Genomic DNA, 23,906 nt, shown 5'->3' on the forward strand with positions numbered 1-23,906 from the left:
GCGGCGGCGCGGGCGGTTGGCGGAAGCGGAACACGAGGACACCATGGGCGCAGTGCGTATCGATTCCCATCAGCACTTCTGGCGTTATCGCGCGGCCGACTATCCGTGGATCGGCGCCGGCATGGACGTGCTCGCGCGCGACTACCTGCCCGACGCGTTGTGGCCGCTGATGCATGCGCAGGCGCTCGGCGCATCGATCGCGGTGCAGGCGCGCGCCGGGCGCGACGAGACTGCGTTCCTGCTCGATCTTGCCCGTGACGATGCGCACATCGCGGCGGTGGTCGGCTGGGAGGATCTCGGTGCGCCGCAGCTCGCCGAGCGGGTCGCCGAATGGCGCAGCCCGAAGCTGCGCGGCTTTCGTCACCAGGTGCAGGACGAGGCCGACGCCGGCGCGTTCGTCGCCGATCCCGGCTTCAACCGCGGCGTCGCGTGGCTGCAGGCGAACGGTTACGTGTATGACGTGCTCGTGTTCGAGCGCCAGTTGCCGGACGTGCAGGCGTTCTGCGCACGGCACGACGCGCACTGGCTCGTGCTCGATCACGTCGGCAAGCCCGCGCTGGCCGAATTCGAGCGCGACGAATCGGCGCTCGCGCGCTGGCGCGCCGCGTTGCACGAGCTGGGCGCGCTGGCGCATGTTGCGTGCAAGCTGTCGGGGCTCGTGACCGAGGCGGACTGGAAGCGCGGCCTGCGCGGGAAGGACGTCCGGCATATCGAGCAGTGTCTCGACGCGGCGCTCGACGCGTTCGGCCCGCAGCGGCTGATGTTCGGATCGGACTGGCCCGTGTGCCTGCTGGCCGCGTCATATGACGAAGTCGCATCGATCGTCGAGCGCTGGGCCGAATCGCGGCTGTCGGCGGCCGAGCGCAACGCGCTGTGGGGCGGCACGGCCGCGCGGTGTTATGCGGTGCCGGGCGACGTGAAGCGCGGCATATAAAATAGGCGCGAACGGCCCGTGCGTTTCGCCGGGCCGTCCGCAATGCAACCGATTACCAGCATCAACGTATGTCCATCCAGCCGATCCAGAACCGCCGCCTGTACCAGCAGATCGCCGACAAGCTCAGTGCGATGATCGAGTCCGGCGATTTTCCGCCGGGCAGCTATCTGCCGCCCGAGCGTGAACTCGCCGAACGGTTCGGCGTGTCGCGCACGTCGGTGCGCGAGGCGCTGATCGCGCTCGAAGTGAGCGGGCTCGTCAGCGTGCGCGTCGGCGACGGCGTGAAGGTGCGCCACCCCGAAACGGCCGCCGCACCCGAACCCACGCCTGTCCTTGCAGAAAAGGCCACGCCGTTCACGGTCATCGAGATCGATCCCGAACTCGGCATCGCGCTCGATCTCGATACCGAAATCCCGCCGTTCGCGCTGTTGCAGGCGCGTCGGCTGATCGAGCCGGAAGCCGCGGCGCTTGCCGCGAAGCACGGCTCGGACGAGCAGATCGAAGGCATCCACGCGGCGTTCCTGCGCAACCAGGAAGACAATCGCAGTGGCTCGCTCACCCATCCGGGCGACCGGCTGTTTCATATCCGCATCGCGGAAGCGAGCGACAACGCCGCGTATGCGCTGATGATCAAGCAGTTGCTCGCGCACAAGTACGACCTGATGTTCCAGCGGCTGCAGTCGCTGTACATGCCGAACGACATGCCGCACCGCTCGGAACTGGAACACCGCGCGATCCTCGATGCGATCCGCGCACGCGACCCGGAGGCCGCGCGCCGCGCGATGGCCGAGCATCTCGACGAAGTGATCCGCATCTTCGGCCGCGCGCTCGACTGAGCGCGCCTTGATGCGTTGCCTGGTCAGAAGCGATCCGCGCGATACGGCGCCGGATCGGTGAACGGCGCTTCGCCCGTCATCATCTCGGCCAGCAGGCGGCCTGTGACGGGGCCGAGCGTCAGCCCGTGATGGTTGTGCCCGAAGGCGAACCACAGCCCACGATGCGCGGGCGCGGGGCCGATCACCGGGCGCATGTCGGGTGTGCACGGCCGGAAGCCGAGCCACGGCTGCGGGTCGAGCCGCTCGCCGAAACCGAACATGGGGCGCGCGACGCGTTCTGCCCGTTCGAGCTGCACGCCGGTCGGCGGCACGCGGCGGCGCGCGATCTCGACGCCGGTCGTCAGCCGCAGCCCGCGCTTCATCGGTGCGATCACGTAACCGTATTCGCGATCGACGATCGGCGCCGACGGCACGCCGCGCGCGGACGGCGCGTAGTGCATGTGATAACCGCGCTTCTCGCGCAGCGGAATGTTGTAGCCGAACTTGCCGAACACCGTGTCGGACCATGGGCCGAGCGCGACGACGACAGCCGGCGCGGCGGCCGGGCCGTCCTGTGTGTTCACCTGCCAGCCGGGCGACAGCGCGTCGAGGCTCGCGGCGTCGCCGGTCAGCAGCGTGCCGCCGCCTTGCACGAACAGATGCGCATACGCTTTGACGAGCGCGGCCGGATCGACGACGCTTTTCGGATCGAGCCAGTGCAGCGCGCCGCAGAAGCCGGGGGCGAGGCTCGGTTCGTGCGCGAGCAGCGCGGCGGCATCGAGCGGCGTGATGCCGAGCCCGTGGCGGCGCGCGGTGAGCCCGGCCTCGGCCACGCCGCGTTCGAACGCGGCGGGCGTGCGGAACGCTTCCAGCCAGCCGTTCGCGCGAATCAGTTCGCCGGCACCGGCCCGCGCGATCAGCGCGTCGTGTTCGACGAGGCAGCGCTCGATCAGCGGCAGCATGTCGCGCGAAGCCGCCGCGTGGCGCAGCGGCGCCGATTCCCACCAGAAACGCGCGAGCCACGGCGCGAACGCGGGCAGCGACGCACTGTGCCAGTAGAGATCGGTCGAGCGGTTCAGCGCGTAACGCATCAGCGTGAACGGGCTGCGCGGGAACGGATACGGCTCGACCGACGAGCGCTCGATCAGCCCTGCGTTTCCGAAGCTCGTGCCTTCGCCGGGCGCGCCGCGATCGACGAGGGCGACCTTGCGGCCGCGATCCTGCAGGTGCAGCGCGACGGAGACGCCGACGATGCCGGCGCCGAGAACGATGACGTCGAAGTCCATCTGGGGTGGTGAGTGACGGTTAGCCGGGCCAGCGCGAGATCGTGGCTGTTGCTTCGCCCGAATGGGAAGTCGTTCGAACTGCAAGCATACTCGCGACGGCGCGGGGCGTGTTGCGGGCTGTCAGTTGCCAGCCGTTCACGCATCAGATCTCGATGCCGTGTTCCAGAAGCCGGCTGCGCAGTTCGTCGCGATGATCGCGTGCAACTGTCGCCAGCAGGCGTGTGGCTTCCGGCGTGTCGAGCATCGCGCGCTGTGCTGCGCCGGGGCGCGTCCACATCGCGACGGGATTGCGCAGCCATGTTTGCACGTCGCGCGTCAGCGCGTCGTCCGGAACGTCCGGTTGCTCATTGCGCGCGGCAATCAGCACGATGCACACGAGACTGTCCCACTGATCCCGTGAGCAGATCGCACGTGCGGCATGGCGATCGCCGTGCCGCTCGAGCACCTGTTCGATCTGCGCGAGCGAGACGAATGCGCCTTGCTCGCACAGGCGCACTGCGGTTTTGCGAATCCTGCGGGCGGGGTCCAGCAATGCGCGTGCGGCAACCTCGTCCCGGATGGATGGCGACAGCCGTGCCAGCAGCACGAGTGCGTGCGCGCGGACGGGGCTGCGGACATCCGTCGAGAACCGCTCCATCGTTGCTATTGCGGCAGGCGCACGCAGTTCGGCGAGCAACGACAACGCCGCGCGAACCCGAGTGGCAGGCAACGTGCCTGCATCGAGCAGCGCAACGCAGCGGTCCGCGACATCTCGGCCGAGTTCGGCGAGCAACCGGGCCGCAGTAGCGCGCACGCTGCCTTGCGGATCGAGCGTTGCCCGCCACAGGAATTGCTCGGTGCCGTCGTCGATGCCTTCGTCGATCATGTGAACGAGCGCCGCGTGGCGAACCGGGCCGAATGGAGAGTCGGCCGCGAGATCGATACAGCGCAGGCGATCGCTTGCCGGTACGTCGTCGAGCATCGTGGCCGCCCGCCGCGCGAGCACGATGTCGCCGGAGGTCAGGCCGTGCGTGACCAGTTCGGCAGCCGGCAGGATCCGATGGTCGAATGCGACGAGGCAGGCGATGCGCCGGAGCCGGAAGTCCGGGGCGTGCATCGCGTCGACGATCGTATCGACGCCGCCTGCCTGCACCAGCCGCTGTTCGAATGCGTGCAGCCATGGGCCGTGATCTTCGCGCGTGGCCGACGTGAGCTGGCGCAACGAGGGAAGCAGGGCGGCGAAGTACGCGGGCGGCACGGTCGCGAGCAGTGTGACGAGTGCGTTCGTCGCGGCGCGCCGGACTTCGGGCACCCAGTCGTTGATGCGTGCGGCAATCGGTTCGAGCAGGGCGCTGTCGCCAAGCTCGACCGCGCGGGCGATCCCCGCTTCGCGAACATAGCCCGAGTAATGACCGATCGCCTGCGCGAGCAGCGTGACGTCGCGGCTCGACGCGACCATTTGCAGCGCGGCGGCGAGCGGCATCGGTTGGCCTTGCGGCAAGTAGACCGTATGCGCGGGCGCCGTGGACGGTGGCCGTGCTCCGAAAATCTTGGCGATCAGGTTCATCGGAATCAGCGAGACGAAATGGCGTGCAGTTTCGTCGGAAGAATCGTGGGTGCCGGCCATTCTACGCGAGCGGATTTCTCGGCAGTGGTCGCTTCACCGGATGCGACGGTCCGCGTTCAAGGGAATGCTCGGTCGTGTGCGTCGAGTGGTTGCGATGCTATTGCCAACGGCACGCCGACTGCGATCCCGTTGCGGCCAATCCAATCCTACCCAGGCAGACCACGATGCAACCGGCGCGCCAATCCGCCGATCAATACTTCGGTATCGACGCTGAATCGGAGGCGATGATCGGATGCACACGCAGCGTCGCGAGCAAACTGGATTCAGCCTGCTTTTTCGCGCTTCCCAGCGGGTGTTTCCCACTGGTGGATCACGCGGATTTTTACCTAAGATGAAGCAATCGTGCGCGTGATACGGTGCCTGCTCGCGCACGGAGGGAGGCGGGAGGCAGCGCCGGAGCAACGCCAGCGGATGTTGCCATCATGGATGCGAAAGTGTGCGCGGCGGCTGCCGGTTTTGCGACGGCAACGACGCCAATGTGCGCGGCGGCGATTGCCGCGCGGAAGACGGGCCGGCCCGGCCGTACCGCTTCGCTGCGCCACGCGTTGCTCGCAATCGTTTGCGTTCTGGGTGCGGCGCCGGCCGTGCTCGCGGGGGTACCCGCCGACGCGGACGATCCCGTCGACACCACGCGTATCGTCGCCGCCGCCAACCCTGCCGATCCCTCGGCGTCTCCCGATTCCGCCGTTTCGTCACACGACTCCGCCGTGCGTCAGGTCGTGCTCGGCATCGTCAGCTTCACGCGCTGGCCGACCACGCCCGTTCGCCTGCACCTGTGCGTCACGGGCCGGCCCGACTACGCGCGCGGCCTGACCGATACGCTGCAGGCGGGCTCGACGCTGCTCGACGTGCAGCGTGTCCGCTTCGACGATCCGTCGCTCGGCATCGCGTGCGACGTCGTGTATCTCGGGACCTTGAACAACGACGAGAGAACGCGCGTGAGAACCGCACTGGCCGGCCATCCGGTCCTGACGATCGCGGAACACGATCCGTCCTGCACCGCGGGCGGCATGTTCTGTCTCAATGTCGATGGCGATCGCGTGTCGTTCGACATCAATCTCGACGCGGTGGCGCGCAGCGGCGTGCGCGTGCATCCGAACGTGCTCAATCTCGCGCGACGGCCGGGGGCACCATGATGCGGCCCTTGCTCCACGTGCCCCCTTCGCGCATGTCGCGCCCCACGCTGCAAAGCGTGCTGCGCCGTGCGCACCTGCGCCTCGCGTTCGTCGCCGTCGCGATGGCCGCCGTGTCGTTGATCGTGGTCGCCGTGATCGCGTTGCGTGCGTATGCGGGCAACAACCTGAACCTGCTGGCCCGCTCGCTCGGTTATACGGTCGAGGCGGCGCTCGTGTTCGGCGATCGCGTCGCGGCGAGCGAGGCGATCGGCATGATCGCGAGCGAGGAAGACGTCGCGCAGGTCGTGGTGACCGACAGCAAGGGCCAGCCGTTCGCGACGTGGCAGCTGCCTGCCGGAAACGGGATCGCGCGGCTCGAGCGCGTCGTTGCCGACCTCGCGCTGCCCGGGCCCGTGTCGGTGCCGGTCGTGCACGACGGCATCGTCGTCGGGCAGGTCGTCGTGCGCGGCCGCGGACACCAGTTCTTCGGGTTCCTGCTCGGCGGCATCGGCGGCATTCTCGGCTGCCTGGCCGTCAGCGTGTTCGGCGCGTATGTGAGCTCGAAGCGCCTGCTGCGCAACATCGTCGCGCCGTTGCGCGCGCTCGCCGGCGTCGCGCATGCGGTGCGGCGCGAACGGGTATTCGCACGGCGCGTCGAGCCGGCGGCGATCGCGGAACTGAACGAGCTCGGTGACGACTTCAACGCGCTGCTCGACGAATTCGAAGACTGGCAGAACACGCTGCGCGACGAAAACGCGTCGCTCGAACACAAGGCGACGCACGATGCGCTCACGGGGCTGCCCAATCGCGTGCAGTTCGAGTCGCGTCTCGCGCGTGCGCTCGTCGATGCCGACGGGACGGGCCAGCGGGTCGCGATCCTGTATCTGGACTGCGACCGCTTCAAGGAGATCAACGATTGTCTCGGCCACGATGCCGGCGACGCGGTGCTGGTCGGCATCGCGTCGCGGCTGCGCACGCAGGTGCGCGAGACCGATCTGGTCGCGCGCCTCGGCGGTGACGAATTTGCGGTGATGCTGGCGACGGTGCGCGAAGCGGGCAGCGTGTTCCGGATCGCCGACGAGATATTGTCCGGCATGGCGCCGTCGATCGAGCTGTCCGACGGCCGCATGGTGGCCACCATGATGAGTGCCGGCGTTGCGCTGTATCCCGACCACGCATCGGACGCGAGCGGTTTGCTGCGCGCGGCGGATGCAGCGATGTACCGGGCCAAGCGCGCCCGGCCAGGCTCGTGGCAGCTGGCCGAAAGCGTTGCGGGACCGGTTTGATCGATTGTTTCGCGCTGCGGGCGAGGCCGCAGCCGCGGATGACAACAAGCGCGCCCGGCGCGGGCGCACTCGAAGGGGATGCGAAATGAACCACTCGTTTCCTGTGGGCATCGGGCGGACGTGCGTCTGGAGCGCGCTGCTGCTGTGCCTGCTGCTGGGCGGCTGCAAGACACCGCCGCTTCATCGCGGGCTGACGCAGACGCAGGTCACGGCGCTCAAGTCCGCCGGTTTCCAGGAAACCGAACAGGGTTTCGAATTCGGCTCGACCGGACCGATCCTGTTCGATTTCGACCGCTACAACCTCAAGCCCGATGTGCGGCGGATCGTCGAGCGGATCGGACGCACGCTCTACTCGGCCGGGATCAACGGGGTGCGGGTCTATGGCTACTCGGACGAAGAGGGCGTGGACGACTACGACGTCGAGTTGTCGCGGCGGCGTGCCGAGGTGGTAGCGATCGAGCTCGTCGATCTCGGGCTGGATGCGAAGCGCATCGCGGTCGTCGGGAAAGGGAAGCTCGACCCGGTGGGTGACAACCGGACACCGGCGGGCCGCGCGCAGAACCGGCGGGCGGCGATCGTGGTGTCGCCGCGGTGAGGTCTCGTTTCTGCGGGGCAGCGGCCGGCGCCGATGCGCATCGCGCATGGGCGCGCGCCGATCGATGCAATCGGAAGGAGACGCAACGGAACACGTTTGCCGTACCGATCTGATGTTTCCGGCCGCGGCGCCATAGGCGGTGCGGCGCGTGCCGCGGACTTCCGGGTGTTCGCCCGGCGCAAGCAGCCGATCGTCATGCCCTTGTCATGTCGACGTGGCGCATTACCGGGTGAAGCAGTCTTCGACGACCGGATGGTGTCGTTCGACGCATTCGAGCCGGTGCTGTCACTTGCCCGGACGAAATCGCTCCGCCGGCTCTTTGAATACTTCCTCGCCATTTGTTTGCCGAGGGCGATCCTGCCCCGGAATCCCGCTGCCAGCCTGGGTTCCCGGTTTTCAGGGCTCGAATGGAAACGTTTGCGAGTGACTTTCGCGCTGTCGGAATTTGTCCTACATTATCGGGGCTTTGGGGCCGGCCCGCCGGCCTACGGAACCTGAGATCATACGCAAGGAACAAGAATGAGTTTCGCTCCGAACGGGGGTATTCCCAATGGTTTGGGCGGCGGCGGGCTGGGCTCTTTGAGCGCGCTCGGCGGCCTGGCTGGCCCGGTTGCGTCGAGTGTCGCCGGCAGCCTCGGGCCGCTCGCGGGCCTGGCCGGGCACGTCGACACCGTCCAGCGCGCGATGCAGCTCGCGCAGACCGGCTTCTCGCTGATGGACAAGACGCCCGGCGCGATCGCCGAGGCGATCAACGGCGCCGCCAACCCCGCGCGCCTCACCCAGCTCAACCGCTACGTGACGCTCGATACGCCGCTCGGCCCGGACGTGCTGCTGGTCAGCGCTGCCGTCGTCGACGAGTACGTGAACCGGTTGCCCGAGATCCACCTCGACCTGCTGTCCCATCGCCACGACCTGCGCCCCGAGGACCTGATCGGCCAGCAGGTCAAGATCCGGTTCGACCAGCAGGCGCGCCTCTCGACGCTCGAGCGCGTCGTCGCATCGGGTGCCGCCGACAATGACCGTTACTTCGACGGCTACGTCGCGTCGTTCGACCGGGCCGGCAATCCCGGCAACGTCACGCAGTATCACCTGACGGCGGTGCCGTGGTTCTGGTTCCTGACGCGCTCGACCGACTGCCGGATCTTCCAGAACAAGACCGCGCAGGACATCCTCACCGAGATTTTCCAGGAGCACGGGTTTTCCGACTTCGTGTTCGATATCCGGACGAGCCAGAAGCCGCTCGAGTATGTCGTGATGTACCAGGAGAGCTACTACAACTTCTGCGCGCGGTTGATGGAGCAGGAGGGGCTCGTGTGGACGCACCGCTACGAGAAGGACAAGCACCTTCTGGTGATCGGCGATTCGAACCTGCTGTTCCGCCCGATCGACGGGCTCGCCACCGTGCCGTTCGCGGCCACCGAGGCGAGTGAGGACAGCGGTATCGACCAGCTGCACGAAGGCCGGCGCTTTGGCGTCGGCAAGGTCACGTTCCGCGACTTCAACCACCAGAACCCGTCGTCGCCGCTGATGCTGGTGGAGGCCGGGCCGCAGAACCTCAAGCACGCGCGGCTCGACGCGACCGAGCGGTTCGAGCACCAGTCGCTGTACGACCACGGCGACGACGGCAACCGCTACGCCCGTTTCGCGATGGAGGCCGAGGAGGCGCAGGCCCACCGCTATACCGGCGGCGGCTACGCGTGGCGCATGACCACGGCGGGCGCCGTCACCGTGGCGAATCACCCGGTGCTCGAGAACAACCAGGAATACGTGATCCTGCAGGTGCGTCACGAGGCGGTGAACGACTACACGCAGCACAGCGCGAAGCTGCCGTACCGCAACAGCTTCGCGCTGTTGCCGAAGAAGGTTCCGTATCGCGCGACGCGCGGTACGCCGAAGCCGGTGATTCATGGCACGCAGTCGGCGATCGTCGTCGGGCCGAAGGGCGAGGAAATCTATACCAACGGCAGCGCGGTGAAGGTGCACTTTCCTTGGGACCGGCGCGGCAAGAAGGACGGATCCGATTCGATGTGGGTGCGCGTGTCGCAACCGTGGGCGGGCGACGGCTGGGGCGCGGCCGCGATTCCGCGGATCAAGCAGGAAGTGCTCGTCGCGTTCAACCAGGGCGATCCGGACAACCCGGTGATCGTCGGCCGCGTGTTCAACGGCGAGCAAGGCAACCCGTATCACGGTGCGGCCGGCCAGACGATGGGGATCAAGAGCCAGACGCACAAGGGGCAGGGGTCGAACGAGATCCGCATGACCGACACGAACGGCATGCAGGAATTCTTCATGCACGCGCAGAAGGACATGAACACCGTCGTCGAGCACAACGAGACGCACAAGGTGCTGGGGCCGATGCGTACCGTGCTGGTGGCCACAGGCAGCGAAGAGAAGCAGATTCCGCAGGGCAACCTGACCGAGACGATTTCCGAGAAGCGCAGTACGACCGCAACCACCGTCGAGGTGATGACGCCGGCCAAGGACGGGGGCGGCGGCACGCAGGTGCACATCGCCGAGCGCGGCATCCTGCTGAAGGTGATGGACAGCTCGATTTCGCTTGCGCCGGAAGGCATTCGCCTCGAGCACAAGGGCTCCGTGATCCTGATGACCGACGACGGCGTGATGGTCAACGGCCAGCGCATCGATCTCAACAAATAATACGAACGAAACCAGCCATGCACTACGCAATCCACGAAGGCACCTTCGAACTGCCGGACGCGGCGCTCGACCGTACGGTCAACATTCTCGTGATGAACGCCGGCCCCGGCGGCCTCAATCTCGTGATCGCCCGCGGGCGGTTGCGCGACGGGGAGAATCTCGACGCGTTCGTCGCGCGCGAATGGGATGTGGCGTCGCGCGATGCCAGGATGCTCACCGAGAAGGCGCGCCGGCCCGTGACCGTCGCCGGGCGCGCGGGCGTCCAGATCGACTCCACGCACGAGCGGGACGGCCGGCTCTGGCATCAGATGCAGACCATGTTTCCGTCGGACGACGCAGGCCGCGTGCTGGTGATGACGTTGACCAGCGCGGCGCCGCTGACCGACGAGCAGCAGGCGATCGCCGACCGCATGCTGGCCAGTTTCCAGCCGCGCGCGGCGCGACCGACCCTGCTCGGGCCGGGTGACGCGTCGTGAGCGCGGAGAACTTCGCGGCCGCTCGCTTCAAAGATCCGATCCAGCACACGTCGTTATTGGGTGAGCTTGTCGGCACGGTCGGGTCGGTGGTCGGCGGCGCCGTCGTCGGCATGTTGGTGGCGGAGGCCATGGAGGGGCTGGTGTTCGCCGGCCTGGCATTGCTCGAGATCGGCACAGCCGGGTTGGCAACGCCGCTTGTCATCGCGATCGGTGTTGGCGTGGCCGTTGGCTCGGGCGCGCTGATGGAAGCTAGCGGCATGAACGACGCCATCGACGACGGCGCGAAGGCACTGGCCAATTCGATGGTGCCGCCCGTGATCAAAGGCAAGATCGCGAGCGGATCGGGGAACGTTTACGTCAACAACGAGCCGGCGGCGCGGGCGGCGAAGCCGGGCGATCTCGATACCGTTGCGTGTACCGATCATCCCGGGCCGCAGATGATTGCCGATGGGTCCGGGAGCGTTTATATCAACGATCAACCGGCTGCGCGGGTCGGGGACAAGACGACTTGCGACGGGACGATTGCCGAGGGTTCGGATAACGTTTTTATCGGCGGCGGGACGCAGCGGGTGCGGGACGTGAAGTCGGCTACCCGGCTCGGGTGGCTGGGGGCGGCGCTCGGTATTGCGCTCGCGGTTTGCGGGCGCGGGAAGATGAGTTGGGGGCAGTTTCTGAAGAGCAAGGTGCCGTGTCTTGCGGTGAATTTTGCGGCGAGTGCGTTCGGTACCTGGCTGGGTAGTCTGGCGAAGCCGTCGGCAGGGCATCCGGTCAACGTCATTACCGGCAGCAAGGTTCTCGACGGCACGGACGACACCGATTTTGCGTTGCCCGGGCCGCTGCCGATCGTGTGGCAACGTTTCTATAGCAGCCTCGATGATCGTGCCGACAGCCTGTTCGGGACGGGATGGAGCGTGCCGATCAGCGTTGAGCTGCGGGTGGCGCGTGAGCATGGCGCGGTTACGTCGATCACGTATTGGGATGAGCAGGGGCGCGACATCGTGTTTCCCGCCGTGCCGCCGGGTGAGAGTCACTTCAGCGTTCCCGAAGGCATTTACCTGATCTGCACCGCGGGTGGCCACTATGTGGTCGAAACGGTCGATGGTGTGTATCGCGATTTCGGTCGTGCTCGTAGCGATGCGGACAGCGAGGCGCTCAAGCTGTGGCGTCTCGAGGATCGCAACGGTAACTGGATCGAGGTGGAGCAGGAAGCGGCCGGTGAGGTTGTGCGGCCTGCACGACTGCATGACAGCGCTGGTCGCATGCTGACGCTCGTCTACGATAAATCGCACGCTCGACGCATTGCCGCGATCGAGCTGACCCGTGGTGTGGACGGTGAGCAACCCGATACGCTGGTGCGTTACGCGTACAACGATGTTGGCGAGCTGGTTGCTGTTACGGACCGCAGCGGCCACACCGCGCGGCGCTTTGCGTACGAGCGTGGATTGATGGTTCAGCACACGTTGCGCGGCGGCTTGCAGTGTTTTTATGCGTGGGATGGCGTTGGTCGCAACGCGCGTGTCGTGCGCCACTGGACCAACGACGGCGAAGCGTACACGTTCAATGCGGACCTCGCCAGGCGCACGGTGACAATTACCGACCAGATCGGTCGCGTGACGCAGTGGACGTGGAACGAGGATCAGCAGCCGACGAGTCATACGGATGCTGAAGGCCACGTGTGGCAGCTCGAATGGAACGCGATGCGGCAGTTGGTCAGTACGACCGACCCGGCAGGGAATACGACCCGCTTCGAATATGACGAGCGCGGGCGGCAGACGCAGCGCATCGACGCGCTCGGCCAGGTTGAGCGTACCGAGTGGAACGGGCACTACGATCTGCCTGTCGCGGAAACCGATCCGGCCAATTCGCGCTGGATCTACCGCTACGACGATCGCGGCAATCTGACGATGACGCGCGATCCGGCGGGCTTCGCGACCGAGTATTACCGGGATGAGCGCGGGTTGGTGCATACGATCCGCGATGCGCGGGGCGGTTACAAGTTTCTCGAATGGAATGGCCGTGCGCAGTTGACCTCGTACACGGATTGTTCAGGCAAGGTCACGCGGTTTGCATACGATGCGCGAGGTACGCTTGCGCGCGTGACCGACGCGATGGGCCAGTCCACCGTCTATGAAACGGATGCGATGGGGCGTGTCACGGTGCTAGTGAGGGCCGACGATGCCCGTCAGATGTTCCGTTACGATGCGGCTGGGCGTCTCGTCGAGGTCGTTGACCCGAACCAGCGCAGCACGCGCTACGAGGTCAATGCGCGTGGACTGTTGTTGTCACGTACTGACGCAGCCGGCCGCGTCGTGCGATTTGGCTACGACGATGTGTTCCGGCTCGCGAGTTTGACCAACGAGAATCGGGAGACCTATCGCTTCCGCTATGACTGTCGTGACCTGCTGGTTGAAGAGGCTGGGTTGGATGGTAGCGTCCGCGCATATAGGTACGATACGTGCGGACTGGGCATTGCGCTGCGTGAGGGCACACTCCAGACAACGTACGAGCGCGACGCGCTCGGGCGGCTGACGGCCAAGGCATCCGGGCGCGAACGTTGCGAATACCTGTACGACAAGGCGAGTCGAATCACGTCCGGTGAGCTGTATACACATACCGCGAGTGGCCTGTCGCTGAAGAATCGAGTCAACCTGAAGAACGGCGCGCGCGGCGAGGTGCTCGAGGAATACACGCCGACCGGTTGGCTAGCGCACACGTACGACGAACTCGGCAACCGTGTCGGTACGACAATATCGGGCGAGCGCTCGATCGACTGGTTGCAATACGGTTCGGGTCACGTTCACCAGATCCGTGTTGGCGACACGGCGATCACCGACATCGAGCGCGACGATTTGCATCGCGAGGTGTTGCGCACACAGGGCGGGCTGACCGGCCGGTTTGGGTATGACGCGGTCGGCCGCCGTACACGATTCGCCGCGCAACGCGGTGCCACGGTGGAAGCGCTGCTCGCCAAGCAGTGGCGGTACGATGCGGCTGGAGATGTTGTCCAGAAGCGCGACCAGCGCTACGGCACGATCAGCTATCGCTACGATCCGACAGGCCGAATCGAGCAGTCGATTGGTCCGGGGTTGCCGTCGGAAGTGTTCCACTGGGATGCGGCAGCGAACCTGGTATCGAGCGATCACCCAGGTGGCTATGTTGAGCACAACAGGCTCAGGATGTTCGAGGATAAGCGCTTCGAGTACGACACGTACGGGCGGCTTGTTCGCAAGCTAAGCGGTCACGGACCCGCCAAAGAGCTGACCCTCGAGTACGACGATTGGCATCAGTTGAAGACAGTCGTGACGAAGGACCGTCTCGGAGTGTCGACCACGCATTTCGAATACGACGCGTTCGGTCGCCGAATCCGTAAGCTCAATGGCAGTTACGCGAGCACGGACTTCCTATGGGACGGCATGAGGCTCGTGCAGGAGACGTACCACGACCGGAATGGTGAAGAGGCGCTGACTTACCTGTACGAACCGGACAGCGATGCGCCACTCGCACGCATTGACCACCGCGCACCGGCGGCGAACGATGCCGATGCGCGGGACGCTGTCTATTATTTCCATAATGACGTATCGGGGTTGCCGGAGGAACTGACCGACGCCGATGGCGAACTGGTCTGGCAGGCTCGCTACAAGGTGTGGGGCAACACGGTGCAGGAAGAATGGATCGCGCGGGCACCGCAGTGGCCAACACCGGAGTGGGGCGGTGGGCAAGCGGCGATGCCAGTGCGAACTGATGTGCCGCGGCCGCAGAATCTACGTTTCCAAGGGCAGTATCTGGATCGCGAGACTGGGCTGCACTACAACACTTTCCGGTTCTACGATCCGGACATCGGGCGCTTCATCAATCCGGATCCGATCAGGTTGGTGGGAGGCATTAACCTCTATCAATACGCACCGAACCCAATAAGCTGGATTGATCCATGGGGTCTATCGTGCTCCAGTGACGCGAAGGAACTTGCACAGAATCTCGGAAGTAGACCTAGCGCTGACTACCGGGCGCACCATATCGTAATGTCGAACTCGACTGATCCGAGAATGGTAGCGTTACGAACCAAAATGGATAATCTCGGGATTCCAATTAATGCGGGTGAAAATGGCGCTTGGTTGCCTAAAAACACTAGCTCTCGTCTGACCGGCGATTTATCGACCGCCCATTCCGGGGAAGGCGTTCATAGCAACGCATACAAACAATACGTTTTTGATAATTTAGATAAGGCAAATACGGTTCCCGATTTTCACGCTGGGTTGGATAAAATCAGAACCGACCTTGAGGGTGGGAAGACATTCCCCAGGAAAAGATAGGTGAGAAATGAATAAGGATGGTCTTGTTAAGCTGCTGCATGAAAGTGATGGAGCTTATTCAAAGTTTTTGCAGCAGGCGAAAGAGGGTGCTAAATCAGAAGGGTGGGGAACTGGCGTTGGTGCCCCGTTTTCTCTCGAGCCCTATCGTACTGAGATACTTGGAGTGAAGCCTGGACGTATGTTGAAAAGTAAATCGGAGCCTGGTCCCCGACGGTATTGTTATTCGTACGATGATCAAGGGCGAGTAATACATATGGTTGCGTACGGGAAATTGGGGGGGCCACCCGGGAACCAGGATTGGATGCGTTCCGATGATTTTTACGAATACTCGGAAAACGCTGCAACTCGGTACGTTTATGGAAATACATTTAGGGAAAATCCTGACTCCCAGATAACTCGCGTCGTGCGATTGAATTATGTAAATGGCAGGGTTTCTGAAGTGTTTCAGATCGAAAAAAGAAATCTTGAGTATACTGAAACGATCTATTCATATGGCGCTGCCGGAGATATTGTTGAAATAACAGTCAAGTGGCCGGAGGGCCGTTTTCCCGATCGAGTACTTTCGGTTGAGGGAGGCGGAAGCGATGTGAAGATTTTTGAGATTCGTGATCAAAGGAAGATTTCCGTTTACCCGGAACCTTAATGCGATAGGTGATTGAGGCAACTTGGGTGGCAAAACAGAGGTTTTTGTGCGGTAATTTGTCACCCCGCTCCCCCGGTAGGCAATTTCGAGATGAAGGTGCTGAAGATACTCACTGAGACATCTCCTTGGGTGGAGTGAAACTAAATGAATCGTGCTCATCCTGTCAGTCGCATGTAGGCCGACCTTAGAATTTGCCTGGTTGAAGGGAAGGCGCCGCTTGATAATTTAAACCGCGTAAAAAGAAGCGGATCGGGTTGCTCATGAAAAAAGAGTATTTTCACTCCAAGACAGAGTTTCCGTGCGGCTCCGGAGAGATTTTTACGGAATTTATCGATGGTGTGGCGACGCGTCAAATTAGCCATCCTGATAACGGGGCTGCATGCACATCTTCATCCGTGCACGATTGGAATCCTGATATAGGATTTTTGCTTTTTGATGGAACGAGAAGTGAGCTTGATATCTCGTTAGAAGACGAAATTAAGCAGGAAGATTTTGAGCGCGCCTGGAATGCTGCCACCGGCAATCAGTAGGTTGTGTTTGAAGGCGGCGACGAAGGCGTGTTGAAATTCCATGCAACTCGAAATGGAACTTTTAGAGAGTATCCATCGAATACTCAAGGAGCGAGCATGCGGTCGGTTGACCTACTGATTTCCCATAGCCAAATATTGGTTCGGTCTAGGCCGTACGATGAAGGGTTAAGTCAATGGGGAGCCGGAAACGTCGATCAGGGGGCGGTGCTGCATACTGACTACCTCATTTTTGATCCGCTTCCAGACGATGCCTTCGGTGGAAAGATGTACTTGCAGGTGGCGGACAAGTTCGAGATGGACGATCCGGGCGCAAGATGCTTCGTGGCGCCTTTTCGTATCGAGGATCGCAGTTCACTCGAAATCGCCTCGGCGACCGAGAAATTCAAGATTACGTTGGACCTTCCACTTAACGCCTACGACGTCTATTACGAGGTTTGTGAAGGAGAAGAGGTTTTCTACAAATTCACGTTTGTTTCAGGAACGGTACATCGGCAAGCGATGTATCTGCGAAATGATATTTGGGGTGGCGCGAAAGATAAACCGCTCATAGCGGGGAAGTTCGGCAGCTGAAGCCGTTCGTCGGTGTGCAGTTTCGAGTCCTCTTTCTTACATCTGGACTCGGGAATTTTGTGGAACGTTTCGATTTGCCAATGGATGGCGTACCAGTCGAGCTTCTCGTTTACCTCAGAACCTGATTGGGCCGGGAGATTGGGAAGCACCTTCTATTCGATGCCGGTGCGACCGGGTCGCTGCTGAGGAGAAGCGGTTGATAAATGGTATAAAACCAGCAGATTCCGTTTTAAGGAGTGGATCGATGGCGATTGAGGAATTTGTGAACTGTGCCGAAAATATCAGTGTTATTGATTTTGAAAATGCGGAAAAGGATTTGGGGTGCACATTGCCGGTGGCATTCCGAATGCAGTACCTGGCACGCAATGGGGGAAGTCCTGTTAATGCATTATTAAAAATTGAAGGTGAAAGTGAGTCTCTCGAGGTGGTAGGGTTTTATTCAATCAAATACAATACTCCGGCTTTCGAGGCGGCGGATTCATTGCTCATTGGCCACTATAGACTGATGTTCAGCCGGGGAGTAATTCCTGCCAATTTGCTTCCATTTGCCCATGACCCGGGTGGAAATTTCTTTTGTATCGACATGGACGATGGAAGCGTTGTTTTTTATGCGGCAGATGCTTTTGATCCTGAATTCAGTGTAAAGGATAATCACGTTGCATTGCAGACCGTGGTGGCGAGCTCATTTATATCGTTCATGAGCCAGTTGAGTCGGGATCCTGGTTTGGATTCGGATGAGTGGCCGGAGGATTGATTGGATTTTGCGGAAATGATAAGCATAATCAATTTAATCGGCGAATTCGATCAGTTTTGTTTTTTTGATTTATGGTCAAAATGAGGGTGCTATGAGTCGGGTGCCAAGTCGATCTGAGAGGGTTTGCAGCGTGTCAGGGCGATAGCCGAAACTCTACGAGCGCTTCGCCGCGAAGCCAGGAAGTGAAATTGCGTATTGTGTGTACCGTACATTGTCTCCGTCAGTTGAGCATTGGTTGGGAGTTGGCTTTATGGGAAAGCAGGACGACTTGACGTTGCCCGAGGATTGGTGCGAATTTGCGCATCCCCACTCGGAATGTGATTGTGACCATGCGCGAGTGCAGGCGGAACTTGAAATCGAGCTTCACCCAGCCCACCCATTTCATGGGTACAAGCTGAAGGTGATAGCTCATGCCACTGGTAACGACGACGTTCTATGTGCTCACATTGAAGAGTCTGGGCGTTACTCGATAATTCACATGACATGGAGAGGAGGGGCGGAGATAGGCAGCTGTCCGACCATCGATTTCGATGGCGACTGGAACGGCGTTTGCCGCTATTTTGGTTTTGATTCCTCACGCCGTTAAAGTAGATCTTCAGTTTTGAAATGAATAGAGGATGTCGGGGGTGATCAGTGTTGCTTGAGGATTTATTTCGTTGCGAGGGATTTGATTTTTGTGATCGGGGCCCTTCTGTATCAACGGCGTTGATGAGGGAGGTGTTGTCCGGTGTTGATTTTAATGGAATTAATGACTTTGTGGAATTTTACGTAAAAAACAACGGCGGATATTTTAATGGCGGTGCGTATTTCTATCGGGATGTGTTTTTTGCTCTAGCTGATGACGATTTGGATTCGGTGGAAATTGAGAGTTTTTATTATGTTGGCGAGAAATATTTCGATGAGCGTAAGATTAATCTTCGCTCGGCGGAGAAGGTTCGCAAGTTGAGGGCTAGGTATTCCACGGCGCGAGATATTTTTTGTCGGAGGCATTTTCCATTCGCCGGAGATGCTGGGGACAATGATTTCTGGATCAATGTGGCGACGGGCGAGGTAAAGTATGTGCTATGGGAGTCGGAGGAGAACGTAGATGAAATCATTGACATCGCACCAACGTTCTCCGATTTTGTAAATAATATCGTGCCGCGCCGACGTAAGTTGTGATTTGATGATGAATCTCACATACCTGAGCGATGCGGGCAGGCGGTAAAGGGAACGGGCTGCATCAAATTTTTAAGGCCATCTGGTCGGGCGCGTGAAAATATTTCCTGTGAGATGCCATGAGGCTGGTGCGGGAGACGTATATGCTATCAGATGAAATTATTATTTTTTGTCAAAATAGGAATTGGTGGTTTGGTGATGTTGAGCCGGATTATAGAAATGCTCTTTTAAGGGTGGGGCTTGACATATCATCGGATTTTTCACAGTTTTATTTGCACGTCGAGGATGGGCCGACATTCATATCAAAAAATGGTGAAATATATCAAATCTGCTGGTTTTTAAATAATTCTGATTATGATGGCAGATTGAGGATGACTCGCGAGGTTCTTGGGATGCCGGAATCATATATCCCGTTGGATTCGTTCTCTGGCGGGCGAGGATATTTCTACAACAAGGAAACGGGTGAGGTTCTGGATCTTGGTTTGGGGGATGATTTGAAAAAATTCAAGGATGGTGATCTCAGGCCTCAGTGGGGTGGTTTTAATGAATTCATTGAATGGTTTTTTGATATTTGAGTATGCGTAGGTTGGTGGGGGTAAGGATTTCGGCGATGTGTGATTGTCTTGAAATCCGAATGAATTGAGGCGGGAGAAATGCTGTGGTGGCGTTCCATGAATCAATTGGACCGAAATCGTAGCGGCCTAGTGCTGTGGCTGACTGCAAAGGAGTCCGGGCGCGAGCGTTGCGAAGATGCTGGGAAGGATTTCTTGCGTGATGGCATTCGGTTAGTGCGTAGCAGTCGCATCTGTATCGAGATGAACTCATACAGTTCGCCCGATTCACTCAAACTGTTTCGAATCGTCAAGTTCTGATCAAGCGCTAACTGCGGCAGATCGACATTCGCCATCAACTTTCGCAATGGGCGTGAGCATTGACCTCAATGCGCCTATAACCAACGGCTAACGTGTGCTAAAGCAACGAACGCTGTCTAATAGGCAATGTCCAGCGCGCTGATGATCGCGCGCGCGGATGGATATGTCACACGTCCTGATCCACATGTCGAAGCCTTATTTCCATCGAACCACCAACAAAGGAGGAATCCGAACTATCAAAATCGCGGCAGTAAACAAGCGCGGGCCGCAAGTGCTACCAACACTCACGACCCGCTAACCACAGCCAACTGAACAGGAGTTGCCCATGGCTAAGCCGAATCATAAAGCACGACCACCGAAGACGGAACGTTTCGTCACGATCCAGGAAATGTGGGGTTCCCCGAAAAGGATGGAACCCAGGCCGGAAAAGTTCTTTCCGTACATGAAGATTGGTGGAATGTGGCTGGTCACCGATGCGTGTTTCGTACCGGGCCGCAAGGCACAGATCCTGATCGAGCCCGGCAGGCTGATCATCACGCAGTTGTAAAAGGCAACGCCGCAAGATGCGGCCGCGCTGCGCGAACTCGCGCAGCGCGCCGGGTAGGGCAGCCTCAGCCGGCCGCCCGAGCACATCACCAGGCGATATTGCAGGACGACCGCGACGTCCCCGCACCGCCGGTAGCCGTACAATGTGTGCCCGCTCCATTGTCATAGAACGTCCGCGTCTCCGGCTGCGGCACGGACGGATCGAACGGATTCGGCGCACCATGCGGACCGCGCGGCGCATCGTACGGTCGCTGCGCCGCATACGATCCGCCACTACCCGCCGGCCGCGAGCCGTTAGCCCGCAGGTACTCATTCCAGTTCTGCTCGCGTTGCTCATAACCGGGCACCGCGCGGCCAAAACTATCGCTCCCGCCCGCGCCGAGCGCGACGCGGTTCGCGGGCAATACCAATTCGGGTTCGTGTTCCAACGAAGGCGGCGGTGCCACAAGCGCATCGCCTGACACACGCAACGGCCGCGTATCCGGCGTATCGAAAGGACTGCGCTCCACGGGCGCGGCGTACTGCATGCGGCGGCGGTTCAAGCGTGCCGTGTGCCCATCATCGCGAACGGCAGCGCGCCGTTCGGAACGAAAGACATTGGCGCCAGCCGACCGATCGGTCAGCGTATCGCGGCCAGCCGCATCGGCGGTGGAAACAGAAAGCGCGCACGCGATCGCGGCGGCGGAAGAAAAGCGAAACGGATGATTCATCAGCGATCCCAATCAGGTGATGTGCAATGAAAAAAACGGCAGATCACTGGCTGGCGGCTGGGCGACGAGCGGGCGTTGAACTGACCCTGAAGCGACTGCGAAGCGCGGCGAAAGCGACTCACAGGAAGGCTGGCTGGATTGCAGAGGCGAATCCGTATTATTTCATATTAATAACGATCACCTTTCCGAGTGACGAAAATCGTCGGCGAACAGAAGGCTTGAGCGACTCCACTCAACGCACTGCAATGGTGCCCACCAAATCAATCATCAGCTGATTGAAGAGCGGCGATGCGACCCTTTGCCGACCCGCCACAGGCCACGCAAGATCGCCTATCACCCAATCCCAACCCCGACAAGGCACAGCACCAAAAACCCCCCACCAATAGCAACCAGATTGCACTCCCGGCAAGCACCCCAGCTCCCCCAAGGTTGCGCCGTCATTGCTACCGACTGTCACACCATCCCTACGTGTTTTCCCTCAGTCGACCGGCATTTTTGACAGACGATTTAAAAACGCCCATATAATTTCGACTGCCTTGCCAACGGCTGTCGGACCATCCCTCCGATCAAGCGGTTTGGCAAGCGGGGCAGGCGAAACGCTTGCGCAATGCAAGACGCATCACGATGTCTTTCCGAACCAGACGTCCCCTTCGGGGACTGCAAGAGCCGGGCCCCGCTACGCAACATTCCGCCGGAGTTCCGTCTTCTATGTGTCTCGGGCGTGTCCCATGTCCTCGCCCCGGGTGCTGTTCGATTGCGCAAGTCATGCCGCCTTTGCCCGTATGACTAAACAACATCGAGGAGCTCCCAGATGACGCTGTCCCGTCTTACGTCCATTTCCGTCGCCGCCGTGCTGTTCGCCGCCGGCGCCGCTACCGCGCAAGCGGAAACCGTGAAGATCGCCATCGCTGGTCCGATGAGCGGCTCGGTCGCCCAATACGGCGACATGGTGAAGGCCGGCGCGCTGACCGCGATCGAGCAGGTCAACGCAGCAGGCGGTGCGGGCGGCAACAAGTTCGAAGTCGTAATGATGGACGACGCATGCGAACCGAAGCAGGCCGTCGCCGTCGCCAACAAGATCGTCAGCCAGAAGATCAAGTACGTGATCGGCCACGTGTGCTCGGGTTCGACGATCCCGGCCTCCGACATCTACGAGAACGAAGGCATCGTGATGGTCACGCCGTCGGCCACCGCGCCGCAGCTGACGGAAGGCAAGAAGCGTCACTTCATCTTCCGCACGATCGGCCGTGACGACCAGCAAGGCCCGGCTGCCGCACACTTCATCATCAACAACGTGAAGCCGAAGAAGGTCGCGGTGCTGCACGACAAGCAGTCGTACGGCCAGGGCATCGCGTCGTCGGTGAAGAAGGATCTCGAAGCCGCGAAGATCCCGGTCGTGCTGTTCGAAGGCATCAACGCCGGCGATTCGGACTACTCGGCGATCATCACGAAGCTGAAGTCGCAAGGCGTCGATTTCGTCTACTTCGGCGGCTACCACCCGGAAATGGGCCTGCTGCTGCGCCAGGCGCGCGAGCAGGGCGTGAAGGCCACGTTCATGGGGCCTGAAGGCGTGGGCAACAAGGACGTGACGGCGATCGCCGGCCCGGCCTCGGAAGGCATGCTCGTCACGCTGCCGGCCGACTTCTCGGCCGATCCGGCCAACGCGGCGCTCGTGAAGGCATTCGCGGACAAGAAGCGCGATCCGAACGGCCCGTTCCAGATGCCGTCGTACGCCGCGGTGAAGATCATCGCCGACGCGATCGCCGGCGCGAAGTCGACCGACCCGACCAAGGTCGCCGCGTACATGCACAAGACGACGTTCGACACGCCGATCGGCAAGGTCGCGTATGACGCCCAGGGCGACCTGAAGGCGTTCAAGTTCGTCGTCTACACGTGGCACAAGGACGCGACGAAGACCGCCGCCAAGTAATACGGAGTACCCGCCCACGCATCCGCCCTGTCCGAGACCCGGACGGGGCGGGTGTGCATTCGCGTCGCGCATGTCCCCAGTGCGCGGCCGGCAGGCGGCCCGAGACGACACCGTGCGTTGCGCGCGGCCGAATGCCGTGATCCGGCGCGGTACGTGACACAGCGCCAACGGGAGCTTCCCGCACATGACTGACTTCTTTCCTCAATTCGCCCAGCAGCTGGTCAACGGCCTGACGCTGGGTGCGATCTATGCGTTGATCGCCATCGGCTATTCGATGGTCTACGGCATCATCGGCATGATCAACTTCGCCCACGGCGAGATCTACATGATCGGCGCGTACGTGGGCCTCGTGACCCTCACGGCCATCGGCATCTCCGCCGGTTATCCGCTGCCGCTCGTGCTCGGCGCCGCGCTGATCGTGTCGGTGATCGTCACCGGGCTGTACGGCTTCGCGGTCGAGCGCGTCGCGTATCGGCCGCTGCGCGGCGGCCCGCGCCTCGTGCCGCTGATCTCCGCGATCGGCATGTCGATCTTCCTGCAGAACTACGTGCAGATCGGCCAGGGCGCGCGCGACGTGTCCGTGCCGGTGCTGATCTCCGGCGCGTTCGACATCCATCTCGGCGGCGACTTCGACGTGACCATCCCGTATTCGCGGCTGATGATCGTCTGCGTGACGGTCGTGCTGATGATCGCGCTCACGCTGTTCATCGGGCATTCGCGGATGGGCCGTGCGTGCCGCGCATGCGCCGAGGACATGAAGATGGCGAACCTGCTCGGCATCGACACGAACCGCGTGATCTCGTTCACGTTCGTGCTCGGCGCGATGCTGGCGGCCGTCGGCGGCGTGCTGATCGGGCTGACGATCGGCAAGCTGAACCCGTATATCGGCTTCGTCGCGGGCATCAAGGCGTTCACCGCCGCGGTGCTCGGCGGGATCGGCAGCATCCCGGGCGCGATGCTCGGCGGTGTGCTGCTCGGCCTCGCGGAAACCTTCGCCGCAGGCTACATGCCGGCCGAGTACAAGGACGTCGTCGCGTTCGGCCTGCTCGTGCTGATCCTGCTCTTCCGCCCGACCGGCCTGCTCGGCAAGTCGGACATCGAAAAGGTTTGAG

Annotated in this window: 23 protein-coding genes; 19 read left to right on the forward strand and 4 right to left on the reverse strand. The window is 61.6% G+C overall.

The genetic code is table 11. The features are described 5' to 3' along the window. Positions 1-43: 43 nt before the first annotated feature. The gene (locus tag ACPTTF_RS20245; protein WP_423367928.1) at positions 44-934 is read left to right on the forward strand and encodes an amidohydrolase family protein; all 891 of its coding nucleotides are present in this window, start codon (positions 44-46) and stop codon (positions 932-934) included. A 68-nt stretch (positions 935-1,002) separates the two neighbouring features. Beyond that, positions 1,003-1,770, forward strand: a complete 768-nt coding sequence (locus ACPTTF_RS20250; protein ID WP_423367929.1) for a FadR/GntR family transcriptional regulator — start codon at positions 1,003-1,005, stop codon at positions 1,768-1,770. 23 nt (positions 1,771-1,793) lie between these two features. On the opposite strand, the gene ACPTTF_RS20255 is transcribed toward ACPTTF_RS20250, so the two are convergent. Beyond that, complete coding sequence (locus ACPTTF_RS20255) at positions 1,794-3,035, reverse strand: NAD(P)/FAD-dependent oxidoreductase (protein ID WP_423367930.1); 1,242 nt, start codon at positions 3,033-3,035, stop codon at positions 1,794-1,796. A 142-nt stretch (positions 3,036-3,177) separates the two neighbouring features. After that, positions 3,178-4,581 (reverse strand): hypothetical protein, encoded by a 1,404-nt coding sequence (locus tag ACPTTF_RS20260; RefSeq protein WP_423367932.1) that lies wholly within the window; start codon positions 4,579-4,581, stop codon positions 3,178-3,180. Between the two features lie 482 nt (positions 4,582-5,063). Between ACPTTF_RS20260 and ACPTTF_RS20265 the strand changes: the two genes are divergently transcribed. From ACPTTF_RS20265 to ACPTTF_RS20315, 11 genes are all read left to right on the forward strand, one after another. Beyond that, on the forward strand, positions 5,064-5,777 hold the full coding sequence (locus ACPTTF_RS20265; protein ID WP_423367933.1) for a YfiR family protein: 714 nt from the start codon (positions 5,064-5,066) through the stop codon (positions 5,775-5,777). Then, a complete protein-coding gene (locus ACPTTF_RS20270; protein WP_423367934.1) occupies positions 5,774-7,042 on the forward strand; it encodes a diguanylate cyclase domain-containing protein in 1,269 nt (422 codons plus the stop codon). The genes ACPTTF_RS20265 and ACPTTF_RS20270 overlap by 4 nt, the downstream gene beginning before the upstream one ends. A gap of 85 nt (positions 7,043-7,127) precedes the next feature. Continuing rightward, positions 7,128-7,637, forward strand: coding sequence for an OmpA family protein (locus tag ACPTTF_RS20275; protein ID WP_423367936.1), 510 nt, complete (start codon positions 7,128-7,130; stop codon positions 7,635-7,637). 33 nt (positions 7,638-7,670) lie between these two features. Continuing rightward, positions 7,671-8,135 (forward strand): hypothetical protein, encoded by a 465-nt coding sequence (locus tag ACPTTF_RS20280; RefSeq protein WP_423367937.1) that lies wholly within the window; start codon positions 7,671-7,673, stop codon positions 8,133-8,135. Between the two features lie 21 nt (positions 8,136-8,156). Beyond that, positions 8,157-10,295, forward strand: coding sequence for a type VI secretion system Vgr family protein (locus tag ACPTTF_RS20285; protein WP_423367939.1), 2,139 nt, complete (start codon positions 8,157-8,159; stop codon positions 10,293-10,295). 17 nt (positions 10,296-10,312) lie between these two features. Next, on the forward strand, positions 10,313-10,771 hold the full coding sequence (locus tag ACPTTF_RS20290; RefSeq protein ID WP_423367940.1) for a DcrB-related protein: 459 nt from the start codon (positions 10,313-10,315) through the stop codon (positions 10,769-10,771). After that, positions 10,768-15,081, forward strand: a complete 4,314-nt coding sequence (locus ACPTTF_RS20295; RefSeq protein WP_423367942.1) for an RHS repeat-associated core domain-containing protein — start codon at positions 10,768-10,770, stop codon at positions 15,079-15,081. The genes ACPTTF_RS20290 and ACPTTF_RS20295 overlap by 4 nt, the downstream gene beginning before the upstream one ends. A gap of 7 nt (positions 15,082-15,088) precedes the next feature. Beyond that, positions 15,089-15,724 carry a hypothetical protein gene (locus ACPTTF_RS20300; RefSeq protein ID WP_423367943.1) on the forward strand — a complete coding sequence of 212 codons (636 nt, stop codon included), beginning with the start codon at positions 15,089-15,091 and terminating at the stop codon, positions 15,722-15,724. A gap of 260 nt (positions 15,725-15,984) precedes the next feature. Then, positions 15,985-16,254 (forward strand): hypothetical protein, encoded by a 270-nt coding sequence (locus tag ACPTTF_RS20305; RefSeq protein ID WP_423367944.1) that lies wholly within the window; start codon positions 15,985-15,987, stop codon positions 16,252-16,254. A gap of 96 nt (positions 16,255-16,350) precedes the next feature. Then, a complete protein-coding gene (gene comJ, locus ACPTTF_RS20310) occupies positions 16,351-16,824 on the forward strand; it encodes a competence protein ComJ (RefSeq protein WP_423367945.1) in 474 nt (157 codons plus the stop codon). Between the two features lie 244 nt (positions 16,825-17,068). Then, on the forward strand, positions 17,069-17,578 hold the full coding sequence (locus tag ACPTTF_RS20315) for an SMI1/KNR4 family protein (RefSeq protein WP_423367946.1): 510 nt from the start codon (positions 17,069-17,071) through the stop codon (positions 17,576-17,578). A 220-nt stretch (positions 17,579-17,798) separates the two neighbouring features. Here the strand turns inward: ACPTTF_RS20315 and ACPTTF_RS20320 are convergent, their stop codons facing one another. Then, positions 17,799-17,990, reverse strand: coding sequence for a hypothetical protein (locus ACPTTF_RS20320; protein WP_423367947.1), 192 nt, complete (start codon positions 17,988-17,990; stop codon positions 17,799-17,801). 221 nt (positions 17,991-18,211) lie between these two features. On the opposite strand from ACPTTF_RS20320, the gene ACPTTF_RS20325 reads away from it, so the two are divergent. The 3 genes from ACPTTF_RS20325 to ACPTTF_RS20335 all read left to right on the forward strand — a co-directional run bounded on the left by ACPTTF_RS20325 (position 18,212) and on the right by ACPTTF_RS20335 (position 20,155). Continuing rightward, complete coding sequence (locus ACPTTF_RS20325; RefSeq protein WP_423367948.1) at positions 18,212-18,739, forward strand: SMI1/KNR4 family protein; 528 nt, start codon at positions 18,212-18,214, stop codon at positions 18,737-18,739. Between the two features lie 140 nt (positions 18,740-18,879). Then, positions 18,880-19,311, forward strand: a complete 432-nt coding sequence (locus ACPTTF_RS20330; protein ID WP_423367950.1) for a hypothetical protein — start codon at positions 18,880-18,882, stop codon at positions 19,309-19,311. A 622-nt stretch (positions 19,312-19,933) separates the two neighbouring features. Then, positions 19,934-20,155: a hypothetical protein gene (locus ACPTTF_RS20335; RefSeq protein ID WP_059525368.1), complete on the forward strand. Its 222-nt coding sequence runs from the start codon at positions 19,934-19,936 to the stop codon at positions 20,153-20,155. An 85-nt stretch (positions 20,156-20,240) separates the two neighbouring features. On the opposite strand, the gene ACPTTF_RS20340 is transcribed toward ACPTTF_RS20335, so the two are convergent. After that, positions 20,241-20,864 (reverse strand): hypothetical protein, encoded by a 624-nt coding sequence (locus ACPTTF_RS20340; protein ID WP_423367951.1) that lies wholly within the window; start codon positions 20,862-20,864, stop codon positions 20,241-20,243. 26 nt (positions 20,865-20,890) lie between these two features. Here ACPTTF_RS20340 and ACPTTF_RS20345 point away from each other — a divergent pair, with 26 nt between their 5' ends. The 3 genes from ACPTTF_RS20345 to livH all read left to right on the forward strand — a co-directional run bounded on the left by ACPTTF_RS20345 (position 20,891) and on the right by livH (position 23,905). Beyond that, a complete protein-coding gene (locus ACPTTF_RS20345) occupies positions 20,891-21,139 on the forward strand; it encodes a hypothetical protein (protein ID WP_423367952.1) in 249 nt (82 codons plus the stop codon). Positions 21,140-21,675: 536 nt separating this feature from the next. Further along, complete coding sequence (locus ACPTTF_RS20350; RefSeq protein WP_166961583.1) at positions 21,676-22,794, forward strand: branched-chain amino acid ABC transporter substrate-binding protein; 1,119 nt, start codon at positions 21,676-21,678, stop codon at positions 22,792-22,794. Between the two features lie 184 nt (positions 22,795-22,978). Next, the gene (gene livH / locus ACPTTF_RS20355) at positions 22,979-23,905 is read left to right on the forward strand and encodes a high-affinity branched-chain amino acid ABC transporter permease LivH (RefSeq protein ID WP_069748923.1); all 927 of its coding nucleotides are present in this window, start codon (positions 22,979-22,981) and stop codon (positions 23,903-23,905) included. The last annotated feature ends 1 nt before the right edge of the window (position 23,906 follow it).

Origin of the sequence: Burkholderia crassaminum, from assembly GCF_964265005.1 — a bacterium.
GTDB lineage: Bacteria > Pseudomonadota > Gammaproteobacteria > Burkholderiales > Burkholderiaceae > Burkholderia.

Bases quoted from the DNA above. Each gene is read 5' to 3' on its own strand.
- ACPTTF_RS20285 (WP_423367939.1), top strand. From the start codon at position 8,157: ATGAGTTTCGCTCCGAACGGGGGTATTCCCAATGGTTTGGGCGGCGGC.
- ACPTTF_RS20345 (WP_423367952.1), top strand. From the start codon at position 20,891: ATGAAAAAAACGGCAGATCACTGGCTGGCGGCTGGGCGACGAGCGGGC.
- ACPTTF_RS20305 (WP_423367944.1), top strand. From the start codon at position 15,985: ATGAAAAAAGAGTATTTTCACTCCAAGACAGAGTTTCCGTGCGGCTCC.
- ACPTTF_RS20245 (WP_423367928.1), top strand. From the start codon at position 44: ATGGGCGCAGTGCGTATCGATTCCCATCAGCACTTCTGGCGTTATCGC.
- ACPTTF_RS20265 (WP_423367933.1), top strand. From the start codon at position 5,064: ATGGATGCGAAAGTGTGCGCGGCGGCTGCCGGTTTTGCGACGGCAACG.
- ACPTTF_RS20255 (WP_423367930.1), bottom strand. From the start codon at position 3,035: ATGGACTTCGACGTCATCGTTCTCGGCGCCGGCATCGTCGGCGTCTCC.
- ACPTTF_RS20270 (WP_423367934.1), top strand. From the start codon at position 5,774: ATGATGCGGCCCTTGCTCCACGTGCCCCCTTCGCGCATGTCGCGCCCC.
- ACPTTF_RS20250 (WP_423367929.1), top strand. From the start codon at position 1,003: ATGTCCATCCAGCCGATCCAGAACCGCCGCCTGTACCAGCAGATCGCC.
- ACPTTF_RS20280 (WP_423367937.1), top strand. From the start codon at position 7,671: ATGCGCATCGCGCATGGGCGCGCGCCGATCGATGCAATCGGAAGGAGA.
- ACPTTF_RS20320 (WP_423367947.1), bottom strand. From the start codon at position 17,990: ATGAGCTATCACCTTCAGCTTGTACCCATGAAATGGGTGGGCTGGGTG.
- ACPTTF_RS20300 (WP_423367943.1), top strand. From the start codon at position 15,089: ATGAATAAGGATGGTCTTGTTAAGCTGCTGCATGAAAGTGATGGAGCT.
- ACPTTF_RS20335 (WP_059525368.1), top strand. From the start codon at position 19,934: ATGGCTAAGCCGAATCATAAAGCACGACCACCGAAGACGGAACGTTTC.
- ACPTTF_RS20290 (WP_423367940.1), top strand. From the start codon at position 10,313: ATGCACTACGCAATCCACGAAGGCACCTTCGAACTGCCGGACGCGGCG.
- ACPTTF_RS20350 (WP_166961583.1), top strand. From the start codon at position 21,676: ATGACGCTGTCCCGTCTTACGTCCATTTCCGTCGCCGCCGTGCTGTTC.
- ACPTTF_RS20260 (WP_423367932.1), bottom strand. From the start codon at position 4,581: ATGAACCTGATCGCCAAGATTTTCGGAGCACGGCCACCGTCCACGGCG.
- ACPTTF_RS20275 (WP_423367936.1), top strand. From the start codon at position 7,128: ATGAACCACTCGTTTCCTGTGGGCATCGGGCGGACGTGCGTCTGGAGC.
- ACPTTF_RS20315 (WP_423367946.1), top strand. From the start codon at position 17,069: ATGGCGATTGAGGAATTTGTGAACTGTGCCGAAAATATCAGTGTTATT.
- livH (WP_069748923.1), top strand. From the start codon at position 22,979: ATGACTGACTTCTTTCCTCAATTCGCCCAGCAGCTGGTCAACGGCCTG.
- ACPTTF_RS20340 (WP_423367951.1), bottom strand. From the start codon at position 20,864: ATGAATCATCCGTTTCGCTTTTCTTCCGCCGCCGCGATCGCGTGCGCG.
- ACPTTF_RS20330 (WP_423367950.1), top strand. From the start codon at position 18,880: ATGCTATCAGATGAAATTATTATTTTTTGTCAAAATAGGAATTGGTGG.
- comJ (WP_423367945.1), top strand. From the start codon at position 16,351: ATGCGGTCGGTTGACCTACTGATTTCCCATAGCCAAATATTGGTTCGG.